Annotated in this window: 10 protein-coding genes and 3 pseudogenes; 3 read left to right on the plus strand and 10 right to left on the minus strand. The window is 68.0% G+C overall.

Annotation, left to right across the window (positions count from 1 at the left end; genetic code table 11):
- The first annotated feature begins 270 nt into the window (after positions 1-270).
- Complete coding sequence (locus tag ABFB10_RS23700) at positions 271-636, plus strand: GNAT family N-acetyltransferase (RefSeq protein WP_347168661.1); 366 nt, start codon at positions 271-273, stop codon at positions 634-636.
- Positions 637-1108: 472 nt separating this feature from the next.
- On the opposite strand, the gene ABFB10_RS23705 is transcribed toward ABFB10_RS23700, so the two are convergent.
- On the minus strand, positions 1109-1744 hold the full coding sequence (locus ABFB10_RS23705) for an EamA family transporter (protein ID WP_347168662.1): 636 nt from the start codon (positions 1742-1744) through the stop codon (positions 1109-1111).
- Positions 1745-2093: 349 nt separating this feature from the next.
- Between ABFB10_RS23705 and ABFB10_RS23710 the strand changes: the two genes are divergently transcribed.
- The gene (locus ABFB10_RS23710; protein ID WP_347168663.1) at positions 2094-2501 is read left to right on the plus strand and encodes a group II truncated hemoglobin; all 408 of its coding nucleotides are present in this window, start codon (positions 2094-2096) and stop codon (positions 2499-2501) included.
- 161 nt (positions 2502-2662) lie between these two features.
- Here the strand turns inward: ABFB10_RS23710 and glnT are convergent.
- From glnT to ABFB10_RS23730, 4 genes and pseudogenes are all read right to left on the minus strand, one after another.
- Positions 2663-3992: pseudogene (gene glnT / locus ABFB10_RS23715) on the minus strand (type III glutamate--ammonia ligase).
- An 86-nt stretch (positions 3993-4078) separates the two neighbouring features.
- Positions 4079-5422, minus strand: coding sequence for an FMN-binding glutamate synthase family protein (locus tag ABFB10_RS23720; RefSeq protein WP_347168664.1), 1344 nt, complete (start codon positions 5420-5422; stop codon positions 4079-4081).
- Between the two features lie 12 nt (positions 5423-5434).
- A pseudogene (locus ABFB10_RS23725) lies at positions 5435-6113 on the minus strand (protein GlxC).
- A 3-nt stretch (positions 6114-6116) separates the two neighbouring features.
- A pseudogene (locus tag ABFB10_RS23730) lies at positions 6117-7014 on the minus strand (class II glutamine amidotransferase).
- Between the two features lie 349 nt (positions 7015-7363).
- Between ABFB10_RS23730 and ABFB10_RS23735 the strand changes: the two are divergent.
- Complete coding sequence (locus tag ABFB10_RS23735; RefSeq protein ID WP_347168665.1) at positions 7364-8359, plus strand: GlxA family transcriptional regulator; 996 nt, start codon at positions 7364-7366, stop codon at positions 8357-8359.
- Between the two features lie 88 nt (positions 8360-8447).
- Here ABFB10_RS23735 and ABFB10_RS23740 read toward each other — a convergent pair whose 3' ends face one another.
- From ABFB10_RS23740 to ABFB10_RS23760, 5 genes are all read right to left on the minus strand, one after another.
- Complete coding sequence (locus ABFB10_RS23740) at positions 8448-8999, minus strand: sarcosine oxidase subunit gamma (RefSeq protein ID WP_347168666.1); 552 nt, start codon at positions 8997-8999, stop codon at positions 8448-8450.
- A complete protein-coding gene (locus tag ABFB10_RS23745) occupies positions 8992-11940 on the minus strand; it encodes a sarcosine oxidase subunit alpha family protein (protein ID WP_347168667.1) in 2949 nt (982 codons plus the stop codon). The genes ABFB10_RS23740 and ABFB10_RS23745 overlap by 8 nt, the downstream gene beginning before the upstream one ends.
- Positions 11937-12239, minus strand: a complete 303-nt coding sequence (locus tag ABFB10_RS23750; protein ID WP_347168684.1) for a sarcosine oxidase subunit delta — start codon at positions 12237-12239, stop codon at positions 11937-11939. Before ABFB10_RS23750 ends, ABFB10_RS23745 begins: the two co-directional genes overlap by 4 nt.
- Complete coding sequence (locus ABFB10_RS23755; protein ID WP_347168668.1) at positions 12236-13486, minus strand: sarcosine oxidase subunit beta family protein; 1251 nt, start codon at positions 13484-13486, stop codon at positions 12236-12238. Before ABFB10_RS23755 ends, ABFB10_RS23750 begins: the two co-directional genes overlap by 4 nt.
- A 352-nt stretch (positions 13487-13838) precedes the next feature.
- Positions 13839-14513, minus strand: coding sequence for a TetR/AcrR family transcriptional regulator (locus ABFB10_RS23760; protein WP_347168669.1), 675 nt, complete (start codon positions 14511-14513; stop codon positions 13839-13841).
- Between the last annotated feature and the right edge of the window lie 105 nt (positions 14514-14618).

The following is a 14618-nucleotide window of genomic DNA, read 5'->3' on the forward strand; positions in this document are numbered from 1 at the left end:
ACCGGCAGGCCCGGATCGGGTGCCCCCTCGTTGCCGTTGACGCGCGCGGGGCAGGGCTGTATGAGCGGGGCGACCATAGAAGGAGATTGATGCGCTGAGGTCCTGATTTTTCCGCTTTTTGCGGCATCGACCGGCACCCCTGTGTGCCGACCCTTTCGTGCATCTTATTCTATGGAGTTCTCATGGAGAACCAGCACATCACGATCCGGTACGTATGACGCGGCAACGGATCTTGCAAACCTGTCGGCCATCTGGCTGGACGCATCGCTCATGGCCCATCCGTTCATCGGCAAGCCAAGGCTGCTGGAGCAGCAGAAGCTGATCGAGGCGGAGTACCTGCCGAACTCGGAGACATGGGTCGCCTGCCACGGGGACAGCGCCCCGGGCTTCATCAGCCTTCTGGGCGATTTCGTCGGCGGGCTTTTCATCGCGCCGGACCGGCAGGGGCAGGGCATCGGCTGCAGGCTGATCGCCCATGCGCTGGCGCAGAAGGGCGCGCTCTCGCTTGAAGTCTACACCCGGAACGAACAGGCCATGCGGTTCTATGCCGCCCTGGGGTTCCGCGAAACCGCGCGTCGGGCCGTCGATGATTGCGGCTACCCCTATGAAAACGCGGCGCTGCATCTGAAAGCGTGACCCCGTGACCGGGCAGGGCATCCTTGCCCGGTCACCCCGCAGGCGCGCCGGGGCCTGACCGGCAGCGGTCCCGTTGCCCAAGGGCGTTTCTTCCCCGATCCGCAGGGCGCGCCGGGCTGCTGCCCGTCCCAGAGCCGTGCCGAAGGGTCGGCGCCCGGCCCTGCCGGTCTTGCGTGACAAGCCATCGCCCGGGCGCCCTGTCCTTCCGCGATGCCAGCGGGTGCCGGATGCGGTCGCGGGGAAAAGTCGTCGCCGGGGCTTAACCCTCGGGGCTGCCAAGCACACCGATGGCGGCAAAGATCGCCAGCACCACCATCCATTGACGCGGCTTCAGCCGTTCGCCCAGGAACAGCGCCGCAAGCACGATGGTGAGGACTCTCGAAGGTGGAGGCCCCGACCGCCGCGAACTCTGGCCGGTCGGTACGGCCCGCGCCGATCACCGACCCCAGCGCAACCGCATCCAGCGCCCCCATCAGCGCCAGCAGCGGCAGGTGCCGCCGCTCCGGGCGCAGGGGGCGCGCAGGGCCAGCGCCACGGCCAGAACCGCCGCCAGCGCCACGGCGCGGGTGGGCGCCAGAAGCGCAAGTTCGCCTCCGGTGGCTGTCGCCGCCTGACCCACGGCAAAGGTCGCCGCGAAGCCCATGCCGGCAAGCAGCGACCAGAAGATGGCAGGCGCGCCGCCGCCAGAGCCATGGTCCTCCGGGTCGGACTGCGACAGCAGCGCGATGCCCCCGACGATGACCGCGACCATGCCCCATTGCAGCCCCGTGACCGGCGTGCCCGAGAGGCAGGCCCAGCCGACCGAAAGGATCGGGTAGGCCCCGATCACTGGCGCCACCAGCCGCACCGGACCGATGGAGAAGGCCTTGTAAAGCGCCAGGCCGCCAAGCGCGAAGAACAACCCCGACAGCATCGCCAGCGGCAGCGATCCGCCGCCCGCGCCCTGCTGCCAGGCCACCGCGCTGACCGGGGTCGCCAGCACCAGCCCGAAGCCCAGCACCCAGACCAGAGAGGCGAAGATGCCGTTGTTCTGGCTGACATAGCGGACGCAGACATCATGGGCCCCCCGGGCGAGGGCGGCGGCAAGGCCGAGGGTGATGGCGATCATGCGGGACGGCGCTCCTGTATGGCTTTGCGGGGGAAGCGGGTCCCCCGTACGGGTTGCTGTTGCCGGATCGGGCGGATCGGAGTATTCTTATGGTTAAATTAATGTTCCTACGATGCAAACATTTTTGGCGGCAAAGGTGGCGGCATGCGCGACACTGGCACTTCCCCCATGGCACCGGGCGGACCCTGTCCCTGCCATGTCGCAGGGCCGCGACGGGTGTCGGTGCGCCCCGGACAGCGGGCCAGGGCATCTGCGCGCCCCCTTCGGACAGCGCAGGGCCGGGGCAGGGCGGCCTCGGGCTTGATCCGGGTCAAGGCGCGCCCGGCACCACTCGGCTAGCGAGGCAGGCATGAAAACAGCACTGGATCAGATTGGCGGAGAGGAGCGGCTGCACGCGCTGGTCACCGCCTTCTATGACCGGATGGAAACCGACCCCGAGGCCTACCCGCTGCTGCGGCTGCATTTTCGGGGCCACGGGATGGCGCATACCGTGCAGGCGCAGATGGAATTCCTGTCCGGTTTCCTGGGCGGGCGTGCCTATTACCGCGAACGCAACGGCCATATGAACCTGCGCGAGATCCATGCACATGTGCCGATCCGGCAGGCGGATGCGGAGCTGTGGCTGAAGACCTTCGACGCGGCGCTGGCGGATTGCGGGATGGAGGGCCCGGCGGTCGAGAAGCTGCGCGCGACCCTGCGGCGGGCCGCGCATATGCTGGTGAACGACCTGCCCGACTGGCGCGAACAGCCCTCCTGAAAAAGCGTCGGGTCCGGGTGATTGCGGAGCGCAAATTCCATGAATGGAATTTGCGCAAGATCGTCGACGATCTTGCCGCCGCGGGCGGCAGCGGTCGGTAGAAATGGAAAGCCCCCTCGCAGGCTGCTGCGAGGGGGCTTTGTCGTGAAGGCGATCCGCGGTCAGATGTCGAGGGTGTTGTCTTTCTCCCACCTGGAGAAGTGGTTCACGAAGGAGTTCCACTCCTGCCGCTTCATCTTGATGTAGGAGGTCGAGAACGCGTCGCCCATGGCGGTCTTCAGCTCGGGGTCGGCGTCATAGGCGCGGATGGCGTCGAGCATGTTGAGCGGCAGCATGGGCGCGCCGGTGACCTTGTGGCCCTCGGCATACATGTCGATGTCCCAGCGCTTGCCCGGATCGGCCTTCGAGCGGATGCCCGAGAGGCCGGCGGCGATGATCACCGCCTGCAGCAGGTAGGGGTTGGCGGCGCCGTCGGGCAGGCGCAGCTCGAAGCGAGCCGGGGCCGGGCACGCGCACCATATGGGTGCGGTTGTTGCCGGTCCATGTCACCGAGTTGGGCGCCCATGTGGCGCCCGAGGTGGTGCGCGGCGCATTGATGCGCTTGTAGCTGTTCACCGTGGGGTTGGTGATCGCCGCCGGGGCGCTGGCGTGCTTCATGATGCCGCCGAGGAAGTGCTTGCCGCGCTCGGAGAGGCCCAGCTCGCCGGTCTGGCCCTCGCCCTTGCCGGCGAAGACGTTCTCCTTCGAGGCCTTGCCGGGCGCGTCCCAGACCGAGATATGGGCGTGGCAGCCGTTGCCGGTCAGTCCCTCGATGGGCTTGGGCATGAAGGTGGCGCGGAAGCCGTGCTTCTCGGCCACCGAGCGGGTCATGAACTTGAAGAAGGAATGCCTGTCGGCGGTCTTCAGGACGTCGTCGAAGTCCCAGTTCATCTCGAACTGGCCATTGGCGTCCTCGTGGTCGTTCTGGTAGGGGCCCCAGCCGAGATCGAGCATGTAGTCGCAGATCTCGCGGATCACGTCGTAGCGGCGCATGATGGCCTGCTGGTCGTAGCAGGGCTTCGCGGCGGTGTCGAAGGGGTCGGAGATCTCGTCGCCCTCGGGGGTGAGCAGGAAGAACTCGGCCTCGATGCCGGTCTTGACGTGCAGCCCCTCTTCGGCGGCCTCGTCGATCAGCCGGCGCAGCACGTTGCGCGGCGCCCGGGCGACGTCCTGGCCCTCCATCACGCAGTTGCTGGCGACCCAGGCGATCTCGGGCTGCCAGGGCAGCTGGATCACCGAAGACGGGTCCGGCACCGCCAGCATGTCGGGATGCGCGGGGGTCAGGTCGAGCCAGGTGGCGAAGCCCGCGAAGCCGGCGCCGTCCTTCTGCATGCCGGCGATGGCCTGCGCCGGGACCAGCTTGGCGCGCTGGCCGCCGAAGAGGTCGGTGTAGGAGATCATGAAGTACTTGACGCCCTTGTCCTTGGCGTAGGCGGCCAGGTCGATGGTCATTTCCGCTGTTTCCCTGTTGTCTTTTCGTTTGTTTTTCACAGAAACGGCGCGGCCCCGTCGAGAGGGCCGCGCCGCAAGAGCTCTGGTCAGTAGCCGGTGCCGGGCTTGCCGGGGTACCAGTCGCTGCCGGCGAGGGGGATCTTGGCCATGGCCGCCGCCTCCAGCGTCAGGGCACAGAGGTCCTCGGGTTCGAGGTTGTGCAGGTGGCTCTTGCCACAGGCCCGCGCGATGGTCTGGGCCTCCAGCGTCATCACCTTGAGGTAGTTGTTGAGCCGCCGCCCGCCCTCGACCGGATCGAAGCGCGCCATCAGGTCCGGGTCCTGCGTGGTGATGCCCGCCGGGTCGCGGCCCTCCTGCCAGTCGTCATAGGCGCCCGCGGTGGTGCCCAGCTTCTGGTACTCGGCCTCCCACTTCGGATCGTTGTCGCCAAGCGCGATCAGCGCCGCCGTGCCGATGGCCACCGCATCGGCGCCAAGCGCCATGCATTTGGCCACATCGGCGCCGGTGCGGACCCCGCCCGAGACCACCAGCTGCACCTCGCGGTGCATGCCCGAGTCCTGCAGCGCCCGCACGGATTCGCGGATGCAGGCGAGGATCGGCTGGCCGACGTGCTCGATGAAGACGTCCTGCGTGGCCGCGGTGCCGCCCTGCATGCCGTCCAGCACCACCACATCCGCGCCCGCCTTGACCGCCAGCGTGGTGTCGAAGTAGGGCCGCGCCCCGCCGATCTTGATGTAGATCGGCACGCGCCAGCCGGTGATCTCGCGCAGCTCGAGGATCTTGATCTCCAGGTCGTCCGGCCCGGTCCAGTCCGGGTGACGGCAGGCCGAACGCTGGTCGATGCCCTTGGGCAGGTTGCGCATCTCGGCCACGCGGTCAGAGATCTTCTGCCCCAGGAGCATGCCGCCGCCGCCGGGCTTGGCGCCCTGGCCCACGACGATCTCGATGGCATCGGCGCGGCGCAGGTCGTCGGGGTTCATGCCGTAGCGCGAGGGCAGGTACTGGTAGACCAGCCGCTGCGAATGGCCGCGCTCTTCCGGGGTCATGCCGCCGTCGCCGGTGGTGGTCGAGGTGCCCGCCAGCGTGGCGCCGCGCCCCAGCGCCTCTTTCGCCGGACCGGAGAGCGCGCCGAAGGACATGCCCGCGATGGTGATCGGAATATCCAGCTGGATCGGGTTCTTGGCAAAGCGCGTGCCCAGCGTCACCGAGGTGTCGCAGCGCTCGCGGTAGCCTTCCAGCGGATAGCGCGAGATCGAGGCGCCGAGGAACAGCAGGTCGTCGAAGTGCGGCACCTTGCGCTTGGCGCCGCCGCCGCGGATGTCGTAGATGCCGGTCGCCGCGGCCCGCCGGATCTCGGCGTTGATCGACTGCGAGAAGGTCGCCGACTGGATCGGCGTGGTGCGCGGCGCGTGTCTTGTATCGTCTTTCATCTGGCGGGCCCCTCAGTAGGCGTTGTCAGGCTTGAAGTTGTACAGCTGGCGGGCCGAGCCGTAGCGCTTGAACTCTTCGGGCTTGGCGTCGCAGCCGCCGCGCTCCAGCAGCTCGGCCAGCAGCGTCAGGTGCTCGGGCCGCATCTCCTTCTCGATGCAGTCGGCGCCCAGCGATTTCACCGAGCCGCGCACGAAGAGCCGCGCCTCGTAAAGCGAATCCCCCAGCGCCTCGCCGGCATCGCCGCAGACCACCAGGTTGCCGGACTGCGCCATGAAGGCCGACATATGGCCGATGTTGCCGTGCACGATGATGTCGATGCCCTTCATCGAGATGCCGCAGCGCGAGCTGGCATTGCCCTTGATGACCAGCGTGCCGCCGCGCCCGGTGGCGCCGGCGTACTGGCTGGCGTCACCCTCGACGATGACGGTGCCCGACATCATGTTCTCGGCCACGCCCGGCCCGGCAGAGCCGTGCACATGCACCGTGGCCTGCTTGTTCATGCCGGCGCAGTAATAGCCGGTGGAGCCCTTGACCGAGACCTCGATGGGCGCGTCGAGGCCCACGGCAATGGCATGGCTGCCGCGCGGATTGACGACTTCCCAGTGCGGTCTGGTTGGTGCTTCCGGCCTGCGCGTGCAGCGTTTCGTTCAGCGAGCGCAGCCCTTCTACCGCAAGGTCAAATGTCTGCATGTCTCAGTGCTTCCAGAAGTAGACGGTTGCGGGTTCGGGTTCCCAGACGCGGGCATCCTCGATGCCCGGCAGGTTCACCAGCGCGCGGTATTCGCTGCCGAAGGCAACGTATTGATCGGTCTCGGCCATGACGGCGGGCTTGCAGGCGATCGGGTCGCGCACCACGCCAAAGCCGTCCTCGGTCCCCACCACGAAGGTGAAGAAGCCGTCGAGATCCTGCAGCGCGCCTTCCAGGGCCTCGCCCAGCGTCGCGCCCTGCTGCATCTTCCGAGGTCAGGTAGGCGGCGCCGACCTCGGTGTCGTTCTGGGTCTCGATATGGACCCCGTCGCGGCGCAGCTTGCGGCGCAGCGAGTTGTGGTTCGACAGCGAGCCATTGTGCACAAGGCACTGGTCGGGGCCGGTGTTGAAGGGATGCGCACCCATGGTGGTCACGGCGGATTCGGTCGCCATGCGGGTATGGCCGATGCCATGGCTGCCCTGCATCTTCGAGACCTCGAAGCGCGCCGCCACGTCCTTGGGCAGGCCGACTTCCTTGTAGATCTCCAGCGTCTCGCCCGAGGACATGACGCGCACGCCCGGCGCCACATCCGCCAGCGCCTTGCGCGCCTCGGCGAGCTTGTCGGCGGGCAGGTCGAGCACCGCGTGGCTGTCCTTGCGGGTCAGGCCGACCCCGGCGCCGATCGCCGCGCCCAGCTTTTCGGCGAGATCGCCGAAGGCCGCGTCACCCTCGTCCGACTGCACCGTCAGCTTCGACCGGCCCTCGGCGGTATTGCCGTAGATGGCGATCCCGGCGCTGTCCGGGCCGCGATCGGTCATGGTGATCAACATGTCCGTCAACAGGGCGCCAAGCTGCGGCTCCAGCGCCTTGTCCTTCAGAAAGAGTCCGACAATCCCGCACATTCGCGTTTGCTCCACTTCTTGATTCTGCCCGCGGGCACCTGACGAAAGGCTAGCACCCGATCCCTGATCCCGCAACTGATATGAAAAAAGTTTTCCTCACAGTCAATCAAGCCTGCCAAATCGCCCAAAAACCCGCCGATTTCCTCAGCAAACATGAGAAATCGCCAAACCGCGCCCCCGCCCTGTGGCCCGCATGACACCGGCCCGCCACCTCTGCGCGGCATGGGGCAGGCGGGTGTTCAGGCGCGAGGAACGTCCGGCGCCCCCGGCGGCGGGCAGAGTTTCACCGTGTTGCAAAACCTTTCCCCGCAGTGGAGAAAAGAGAGGCAAGGACGCGCAGGAGGGGACGATGACCGACGCGGTGCTGAAGATCGGCCTGCTGATTTTCCCGGGCTTTCCGATGGCCTGCCTGACCTCCGTGATCGAGCCGCTGCGCGCGGCGAACGAGATTTCGGGCGGCACCCGCTTTGCATGGGAACTGGTCTCGGACGGCGAATCGCGGGTGATGTCCAGCGCCGGCATCGCCTTCGAGGCAACGCGCCGGCTGAGCGACCTGGGCGATTGCGATTACCTGCTGCTGCTTTCCGCCCCGACCAGCAGTTTTCGCGATGACAATGCCGCCGCCGACCTGCGGCGCGCGGCCCGTCACGGCACGGTGCTGGGGGCGATCAGCGGCGGCGTCTTTCCGCTGTTGCGCAGTGGCGCGGTGCGCGGCGGGCCGTTTTCCGTCCATTGGTGCTACGAGGCGGCCTTTCACGCCGAATTTCCCGAGGTCGAGGCCTCGGGAAAGGTCATCGAGATTTCGCCGCGCTGCGTGACCGCCTCGGGGGCGGCGGCGGCCTTCGACCTTGCGCTGTCGCTTGTGGACGGCGCACTTGGTCCCGAGACCGCGACAGAGGTCGCCTGCTGGTTCCAGCACCCGATGGTGCGCAAGACCGGCGTGGCGCAGGTGATCCCGGTGACCGGCGGCAACCGGCAGGAGGACGTGCCGCCGCTGGTGGCGCGGGCCATCGAGCTGGTCGCGGGCAATCTGGACGATCCGCCGACGGTGGCAGAGATCGCCGAGGCGCTGGACATCACCCCGCGCCATCTGGAACGCAGTTTCAAGAAGGCGGTGGGGCAGAACCCCACGCGCTATTTCCGCCAGATGCGGATGAAGGCGGCGCGGCAGATCGTCATGTATTCCAACGACACGCTGGCCGAGATCGCCGAGGCCGTGGGCTATGCCAGCGCCAAGGTCTTCAACCGGCATTACACCGAGGCCTTCGGCCTGCCCCCGCGCGAGGACAGGCGCCGGATCAACCTGAATCGGGTGCGGGAAAACCTGCCGGTGCCCTCGGTCTGACCGACCGGGCGGCGGCGGGCCCTTGGGCAGAGTGCGTCACCGACGGCCCGGGCATGGCGCGGGCCATCGGTGTTTCAGATCGGGCGCCTTACAGCGCCGAGTGCATCCCGGTCAGCAGCGCGTGATGCAGCGAGCCCGCCGAAGAGCGCGGCCCGATCACCGAGAAATGCCCCGGGGCCCGGACGACGAGGAAGCAGCCCAGATGCTCGATGGCGGTGCGGATCGCCTCGCCGCCGGTAAAGCGGCGCACGTCGGCGTTGCAGACCCGTTCCAGCACGTCCCCCAGCCGGTCGCCCTTCAGATCGAAGCGGCACCAGGCGTCGGTCTGTTCGGTCACGCTGGCCACGCCCGAGGCCTTTCCGGCAATCTCGCGGGCCAGGTCCTCCTGCGTGGCGAAGGGGGCTTCGACCATCCACTGGTCCGGTCCCATCCAGAAGGCGGAGGATGAGGCGCGGCCCGGGGCGGGGGCCTCGGCCCCGGTCACCTCGGCCACCAGCGCGGCGCCGGCGGCCTCCTGTCCCAGACGGGCGGCGACAGAGGCCAGCGCCACGTCGGTGACCTCGATCAGGTCCTGGCCGTGGTGGTGGTCGCGGCGCGGCTCGTGCCCGCCAAGCGGAGTGATGGCGATGAGGTCATGCACGGAGACGCTCTCCTTCAGGATCGACGAAATGGGCGCTGACAACCTCGACCTCGTGGTCGATGCCGGTCAGCGGCGAGACCAGCCGGACGGTTTCGCCCAGCCGCGTGTCGCCCGACTTGAGATAGCCGATGGCGATGGCATGCCCGAGATTGGGCGAGTAGCAGGCCGAGGTGACATAGCCCTGATCGTGCGCCGCATCGACGGGCGAGCCGCGCGTCATCAGGTGCGCCCCGGCGGGCACCGGTTTGGACGGATCGACCGGCTTGAAGCCCACCAGCTTCAGCGCGTCTTCCTCGTTCAGACCTTCGCGGCGCGACAGCACGGCGCCGATCGAGTCCTTCTTGGAAGAGACCATGCGCCCCATCCCGAGGTTCAGCGCCGTGGTCGTGCCGTTCAGCTCGTTGCCCGCCGCGTGGCCCTTTTCGATCCGCATGACACCAAGCGCCTCGGTGCCGTAGATCACCGCGTCGAATTCGCGTCCCTCGCGCATCAGGCGGCGGATCAGTGCGTCACCGTAGCGGGTCGGCACCGCGATCTCATAGGCCAGTTCGCCCGAGAAGGAGATCCGGAACAGCCGGGCGCGCAGGCCGCCGCAGACGGTGATCTCGCCGCAGCCCATGTAGGGGAAGCCCTCGTTCGAGATGTCGAACTCCGGGTCGACGACCTTTTGCAGCAGGTTGCGGGCATTGGGACCGGCAACGGAGAACTGGGCCCAGGCCTCGGTGGTGGAAATCAGCTGCACGTCCATGTCCGGGAACAGGCATTGGCGCACGAATTCCATGTGGCGATAGACGCCCACCGCATTGGCGGTGGTGGTGGTGACGACGAAGTGATCCTCGGCCAGACGCGCGGCGGTGCCGTCGTCCATGGCGATCCCGTCCTCGCGCAGCATCAGCCCGTAGCGGGTGCGGCCCACGGCCAGCTTGGCGAAGCCGTTGCAGTAGATGCGGTTCAGGAACTCTGCCGCATCGGTGCCCTGCACGTCGATCTTGCCCAGCGTGGTGACGTCGCAGATGCCCACCGACTTGCGGGTCTGAAGCACCTCGCGGTCGACGCTTTCGCGCCAGTGCGTTTCGCCCTTGCGGGGGAACCACTGGGCGCGCAGCCAGTTGCCGACCTCGACGAAGACCGCGCCCTGTTCCTCGGCATAGACGTGGCTGGGGGTCTTGCGCACAGGGCGGAAGTCCTTGCCGCGCGACCGGCCTGCCAGCGCGCCCATGGCGACGGGCGTGTAGGGCGGGCGGTAGATCGTGGTGCCGACCTGCGGGATGCCCTTGCCGGCGATCTCGGCCATGATGGCGAGGCCACCCATGTTCGAGGTCTTGCCCTGATCGGTGGCCATGCCCAGCGTCGTGTAGCGCTTCAGGTGCTCGACAGAGACGAAGTTTTCCTGATGCGCCAGTTTCACGTCCTTGGCGGTGACGTCGTTCTGCTGGTCGACCCGGGCGCGTTTCGCGTCGCGGACGTGCCAGAAGGGGGTGATGTTCACCGGCGCGTCCTCGGCCTGCGGCAGGTCGGGGGCGGTGGCGTTCTGTCCGAGGTCGGAGGCGATGCGCGCCGCCGCCTCGGCCCCCGAGGTCAGCGCGGCATGGGTCGAGAACAGCCCGCGTGCCGCGCCCGCGACGCTCATGCCGCCGGGCAGATCCTCGCCCGGCACGAAGGCGGCGATACCTTCATCCCAAGCGGGGCGCCCGCGCTGATGGCAGGTCAGGCCAAGGTTGGGGTTCCACCCGCCCGAGACCCCAAGCGCGCCGCAGTCGATCTGCCGCGTGCCGCCAGAGGCCAGCCGGACGGTGACGCCGGTCAGCCCGCGACGGCCTGCGGTGTCGATGATCTCGCCCTGCAGCACCTCGTAATCGGCATGGCCCTGACCGGGCCGGGTGTCGATCACGGCGGCGATCTCGACGCCCTTCGCTTTCAGGTCGACCGCCGTGCGGTGGCCGTCGTCGTTGTTGGTGAAGATCGCCACGCGGCGCGCGGGCGCGGCGGCCCAGCGGTTGACATAGGCGCGCAGCGCCCCCGCCAGCATGATGCCGGGGCGGTCGTTGTTTTCAAAGGCGATGGGCCGCTCGATGGCGCCCGCGGTCAGCAGGCTGCGCTTGGCGTAGATGCGCCAGAGGATCTGCCGGGGCTTGCCCGCCTGCGGCACCGCAAGGTGGTCGCTGACCCGCTCGACCGCGCCATAGATGCCATGGTCGAAGGCGCCCTGCACCGTACAGCGCGGCATCACGCGGACATTGGGCAGGGCCTGCAGCCGCGCCACGGTTTCCGCCGCCCAGGCGTGCCCGGCCTGATCGCCAAGGGCCGTGGTCTCGGCGTTCAGCCGCCCGCCGAGGGCGAAATCCTCGTCGGCGAGGATCACCTGCAGCCCGGCGTTGCCAGCGGTCAGGGCCGCCGCCAGACCGGCGGGACCGGCGCCGACGATCAGCAGGTCGCAGTGCAGGAAGCCCTTGTCGTAGCTGTCGGGATCGTCCTGCAGGCTGAGGCTGCCCAGACCCGCCGCGCGGCGGATCATCGGCTCGTAGAGCTTTTCCCAGAAGGCGGCGGGCCACATGAAGGTCTTGTAGTAGAACCCGGCGGCAAAGAAGCTGGACAGCCGGTCGTTCACCGACATCACGTCGAAGGCCAGCGAGGGCCAGCGGTTCTGCGACTTGGCCACCAGCCCGTCGAACAGTTCTGCCGTGGTGGCGCGGGTGTTGGGTTCCTGCCGCGCGCCCTCGCGCAGTTCGACGATGGCGTTGGGTTCCTCGGAGCCCGAGGTCAGCGGGCCGCGCGGGCGGTGGTACTTGAAGCTGCGGCCCATCAGGCGCACGCCGTTGGCCAAGAGGGCCGAGGCCAGCGTGTCGCCCGCGTGGCCGGTCATCTGGCGCCCGTCGAAGCGGAACTTGAAGGTCTGCGAACGGTCGATCAGACCGCCCTGAACTCGGTTTTCCCGGGTCATTTCGTGCGTCCTTCCCGGCGGGCCACGTCGCGGGCCAGTTCGACCGAGGCGATCTCATGCGTCAGCGTGTTGCGGGTGACGACCAGCCAAGAGCGGTCGCCCTGTTCGTGGAACCACAGCTCTCGGTGTTCGCCCGCGGGATTGTCGCGCAGGTAGCCGTAGTCGACGAATTTCTCCGGGGCGTCCTCGGCCATGCCGTCGGGCCGATGGATCAGCATGGCGTCGCCCTTGTAGACGAATTCCGAGGCGTCGCGCGGCCCGAGGAGGGGTGGTCGATGATCATGTCCGGGTCTCCTCAGTGCAGGTTGGGCTGGTTGCCCATGCCCTTTTCGTCGATCATCCGCCCACGGGCGAAACGGTCGAAGCGATAGGCCTTGGCGGTTTCATGCGGGGTGTCGGTGGCCAGCAGATGCGCATAGGCAAAGCCGCTTGCGGGCGTCGCCTTGAAGCCGCCGTAACACCAGCCGCCGTTGAAATAGAGCCCGTCGACATGGGTGCGGTCGATGATCGGAGAGCCGTCCATCGACATGTCCATGATGCCGCCCCACATCCGCAGAAGGCGGGCGCGGCCCAGCATCGGGAAGATCGCCATGCCGCCCTCGGCCACGTCCTCGACCACCGGCAGGTTGCCGCGCTGTGCATAGGTGTTGTAGCCGTCGGGGTCGCCGCCGAAGACCAGTCCGCCCTTGTCGGACTGGCTGCAATAGAAGTGCCCGGCGCCGAAGGTGATGACCCCCGGCAGTACCGGCTTCAGCCCCTCGGAGACGAAGGCCTGCAGGACGGTGCTTTCGATGGGCAGGCGCATGCCCGCCTTCTCCATCACCCGCGAGGACGACCCGGCCACGCAGGAGGCGACCTTCTTCGCGCCGATGTAGCCGCGCGAGGTCTCGACCCCCAGCACCCGGCCACCCTCGATGCGGAAGCCGGTGACCTCGCAGTTCTGGATGATGTCGACGCCATGGGTATCGGCGCCGCGCGCATAGCCCCAGGCCACCGCGTCGTGGCGCACGGTGCCGCCGCGATGCTGCGCCAGCCCGCCCTTGATCGGAAAGCGCGCGTCCTCGGTGTTGAGGAAGGGGTAGCGTTCCTTGATCTGCGCGGTGCTCAGCATTTCGGCATCCGCGCCGTTCAGGATCATCGCGTTGCCGCGCCGGGTGAAGGCGTCGCGCTGCGCGTCGGAGTGGATCAGGTTCAGGATGCCGCGCTGGCTGACCATCGCGTTGTAGTTCAGCTCCCGCTCGAGCCCTTCCCAGAGCTTCAGCGAGAATTCGTAGAAGGGTTCGTTGCCGTCCAGCAGGTAGTTCGACCGGATGATGGTCGTGTTCCGGCCCACGTTGCCGCCGCCGATCCAGCCCTTTTCCAGCACCGCGATACGGGATTGCTTGAAGTGCTTGGCAAGGTAGTAGGCCGTCGCCAGCCCATGCCCGCCGCCCCCGATGATGATGGTATCGTAGTCCGCCTTGGGCGTGGCATCCCGCCATGCGGGGCCCCAGCCGCGGTGGCCCGTCAGGGCCTCTTTGATGACTTTCCAGCCAGAATAACGCATCTGATCCGACTCCTTTGCGCCCAGTATCGCCGGATCAAAAGGTTATGGAACGTCCGCTTCGGACCAAACCGGTCACAAATCGGACTCGGGGTGCAGGTTTCCGCATTCCTTGGCGTAAGCCCCGGTTCCGCGGTGTCCGGGGCGGCTGGGGGCTGACCCTTCGGTGCAAGCCGGGACCACGCAGGTTGCACTCCGGGCCCGCCCGCGCGTGCATGCACCGGGTGCCGGGGATGCGTCCGAGAGATCGCCATCCTGCGGGCCGTCCGCCCCGTCCGGTAACGATCAGCGCCGGGCCGGGATGTGCGGGCATCGCGGCCCCAGCCTGTCGCGTAACGGCGGCTGCGTCGGGCGGTCAGCGCGGGCGCACGCCGTTCAGGAAGATGCGGATCGCGCGGTCGCGGCGGGCGGCCTGCGCCTCGGGATCGCGGGGCAGGTGATCGGGGTTCAGAAGCGCCGGGATGGCATTGCCCACCACCATGTCGACCAGCAGTTCGGCGGCGCCCTCGATCTCGGCGGGATCCAGCGCCACCTCGCCCGCCGCGACCGCGCGCTGCAGTTCGGCACACAGCAGCACCGCAACCTGCCCGGGGCCCGAGCGCGACAGGCTGCGGCCCATCTCGGGGTAGGTCCGCGCCCCGGCGATCACCGCGCGCAGCATCTCGATCACCACGGCGGGCGGCTCTTTCTGGGGGTTGAAGGTCAGAAGGATGCGCAGCCGGTCCTCCAGCGAGGCCGCCCGATCGTCCGGCCCAAGCGGGCGGAACAGCGACCGGCTCATGCGTTCCAGACCGGCGCCCAGCAATTCCTCGCGGCTGCTGTACAGGGTGTAAAGCGTGCGCTTCGACATGCCCGCGCGGCGGGCGATCTCTTCCATGGTCACCTCGTCCGGGCCATGTTCGCGCAACAGCGCGATGGCGGAATCCAGCACCAGCGTCTCGCGCGCGGTCTGGCACATCTGCACAGGCCGTCCGCGCCTGCGCACCGTTGTCTTCGGCTCTGCCCGGGTCTCCGGTGAAACTTGCAACATCCCTGCCACCTCCACAGTAGAAACGCGGATGAAATCGACGGGGTTCCCGCGACGCACCTTTACAAAACCGCTCAGTTCCGTAAATGCCTCATGGCAAGCACCGAT

This window comes from Ponticoccus litoralis (genome assembly GCF_039769985.1).
Classification (GTDB): Bacteria; Pseudomonadota; Alphaproteobacteria; order Rhodobacterales; family Rhodobacteraceae; genus Ponticoccus; species Ponticoccus litoralis.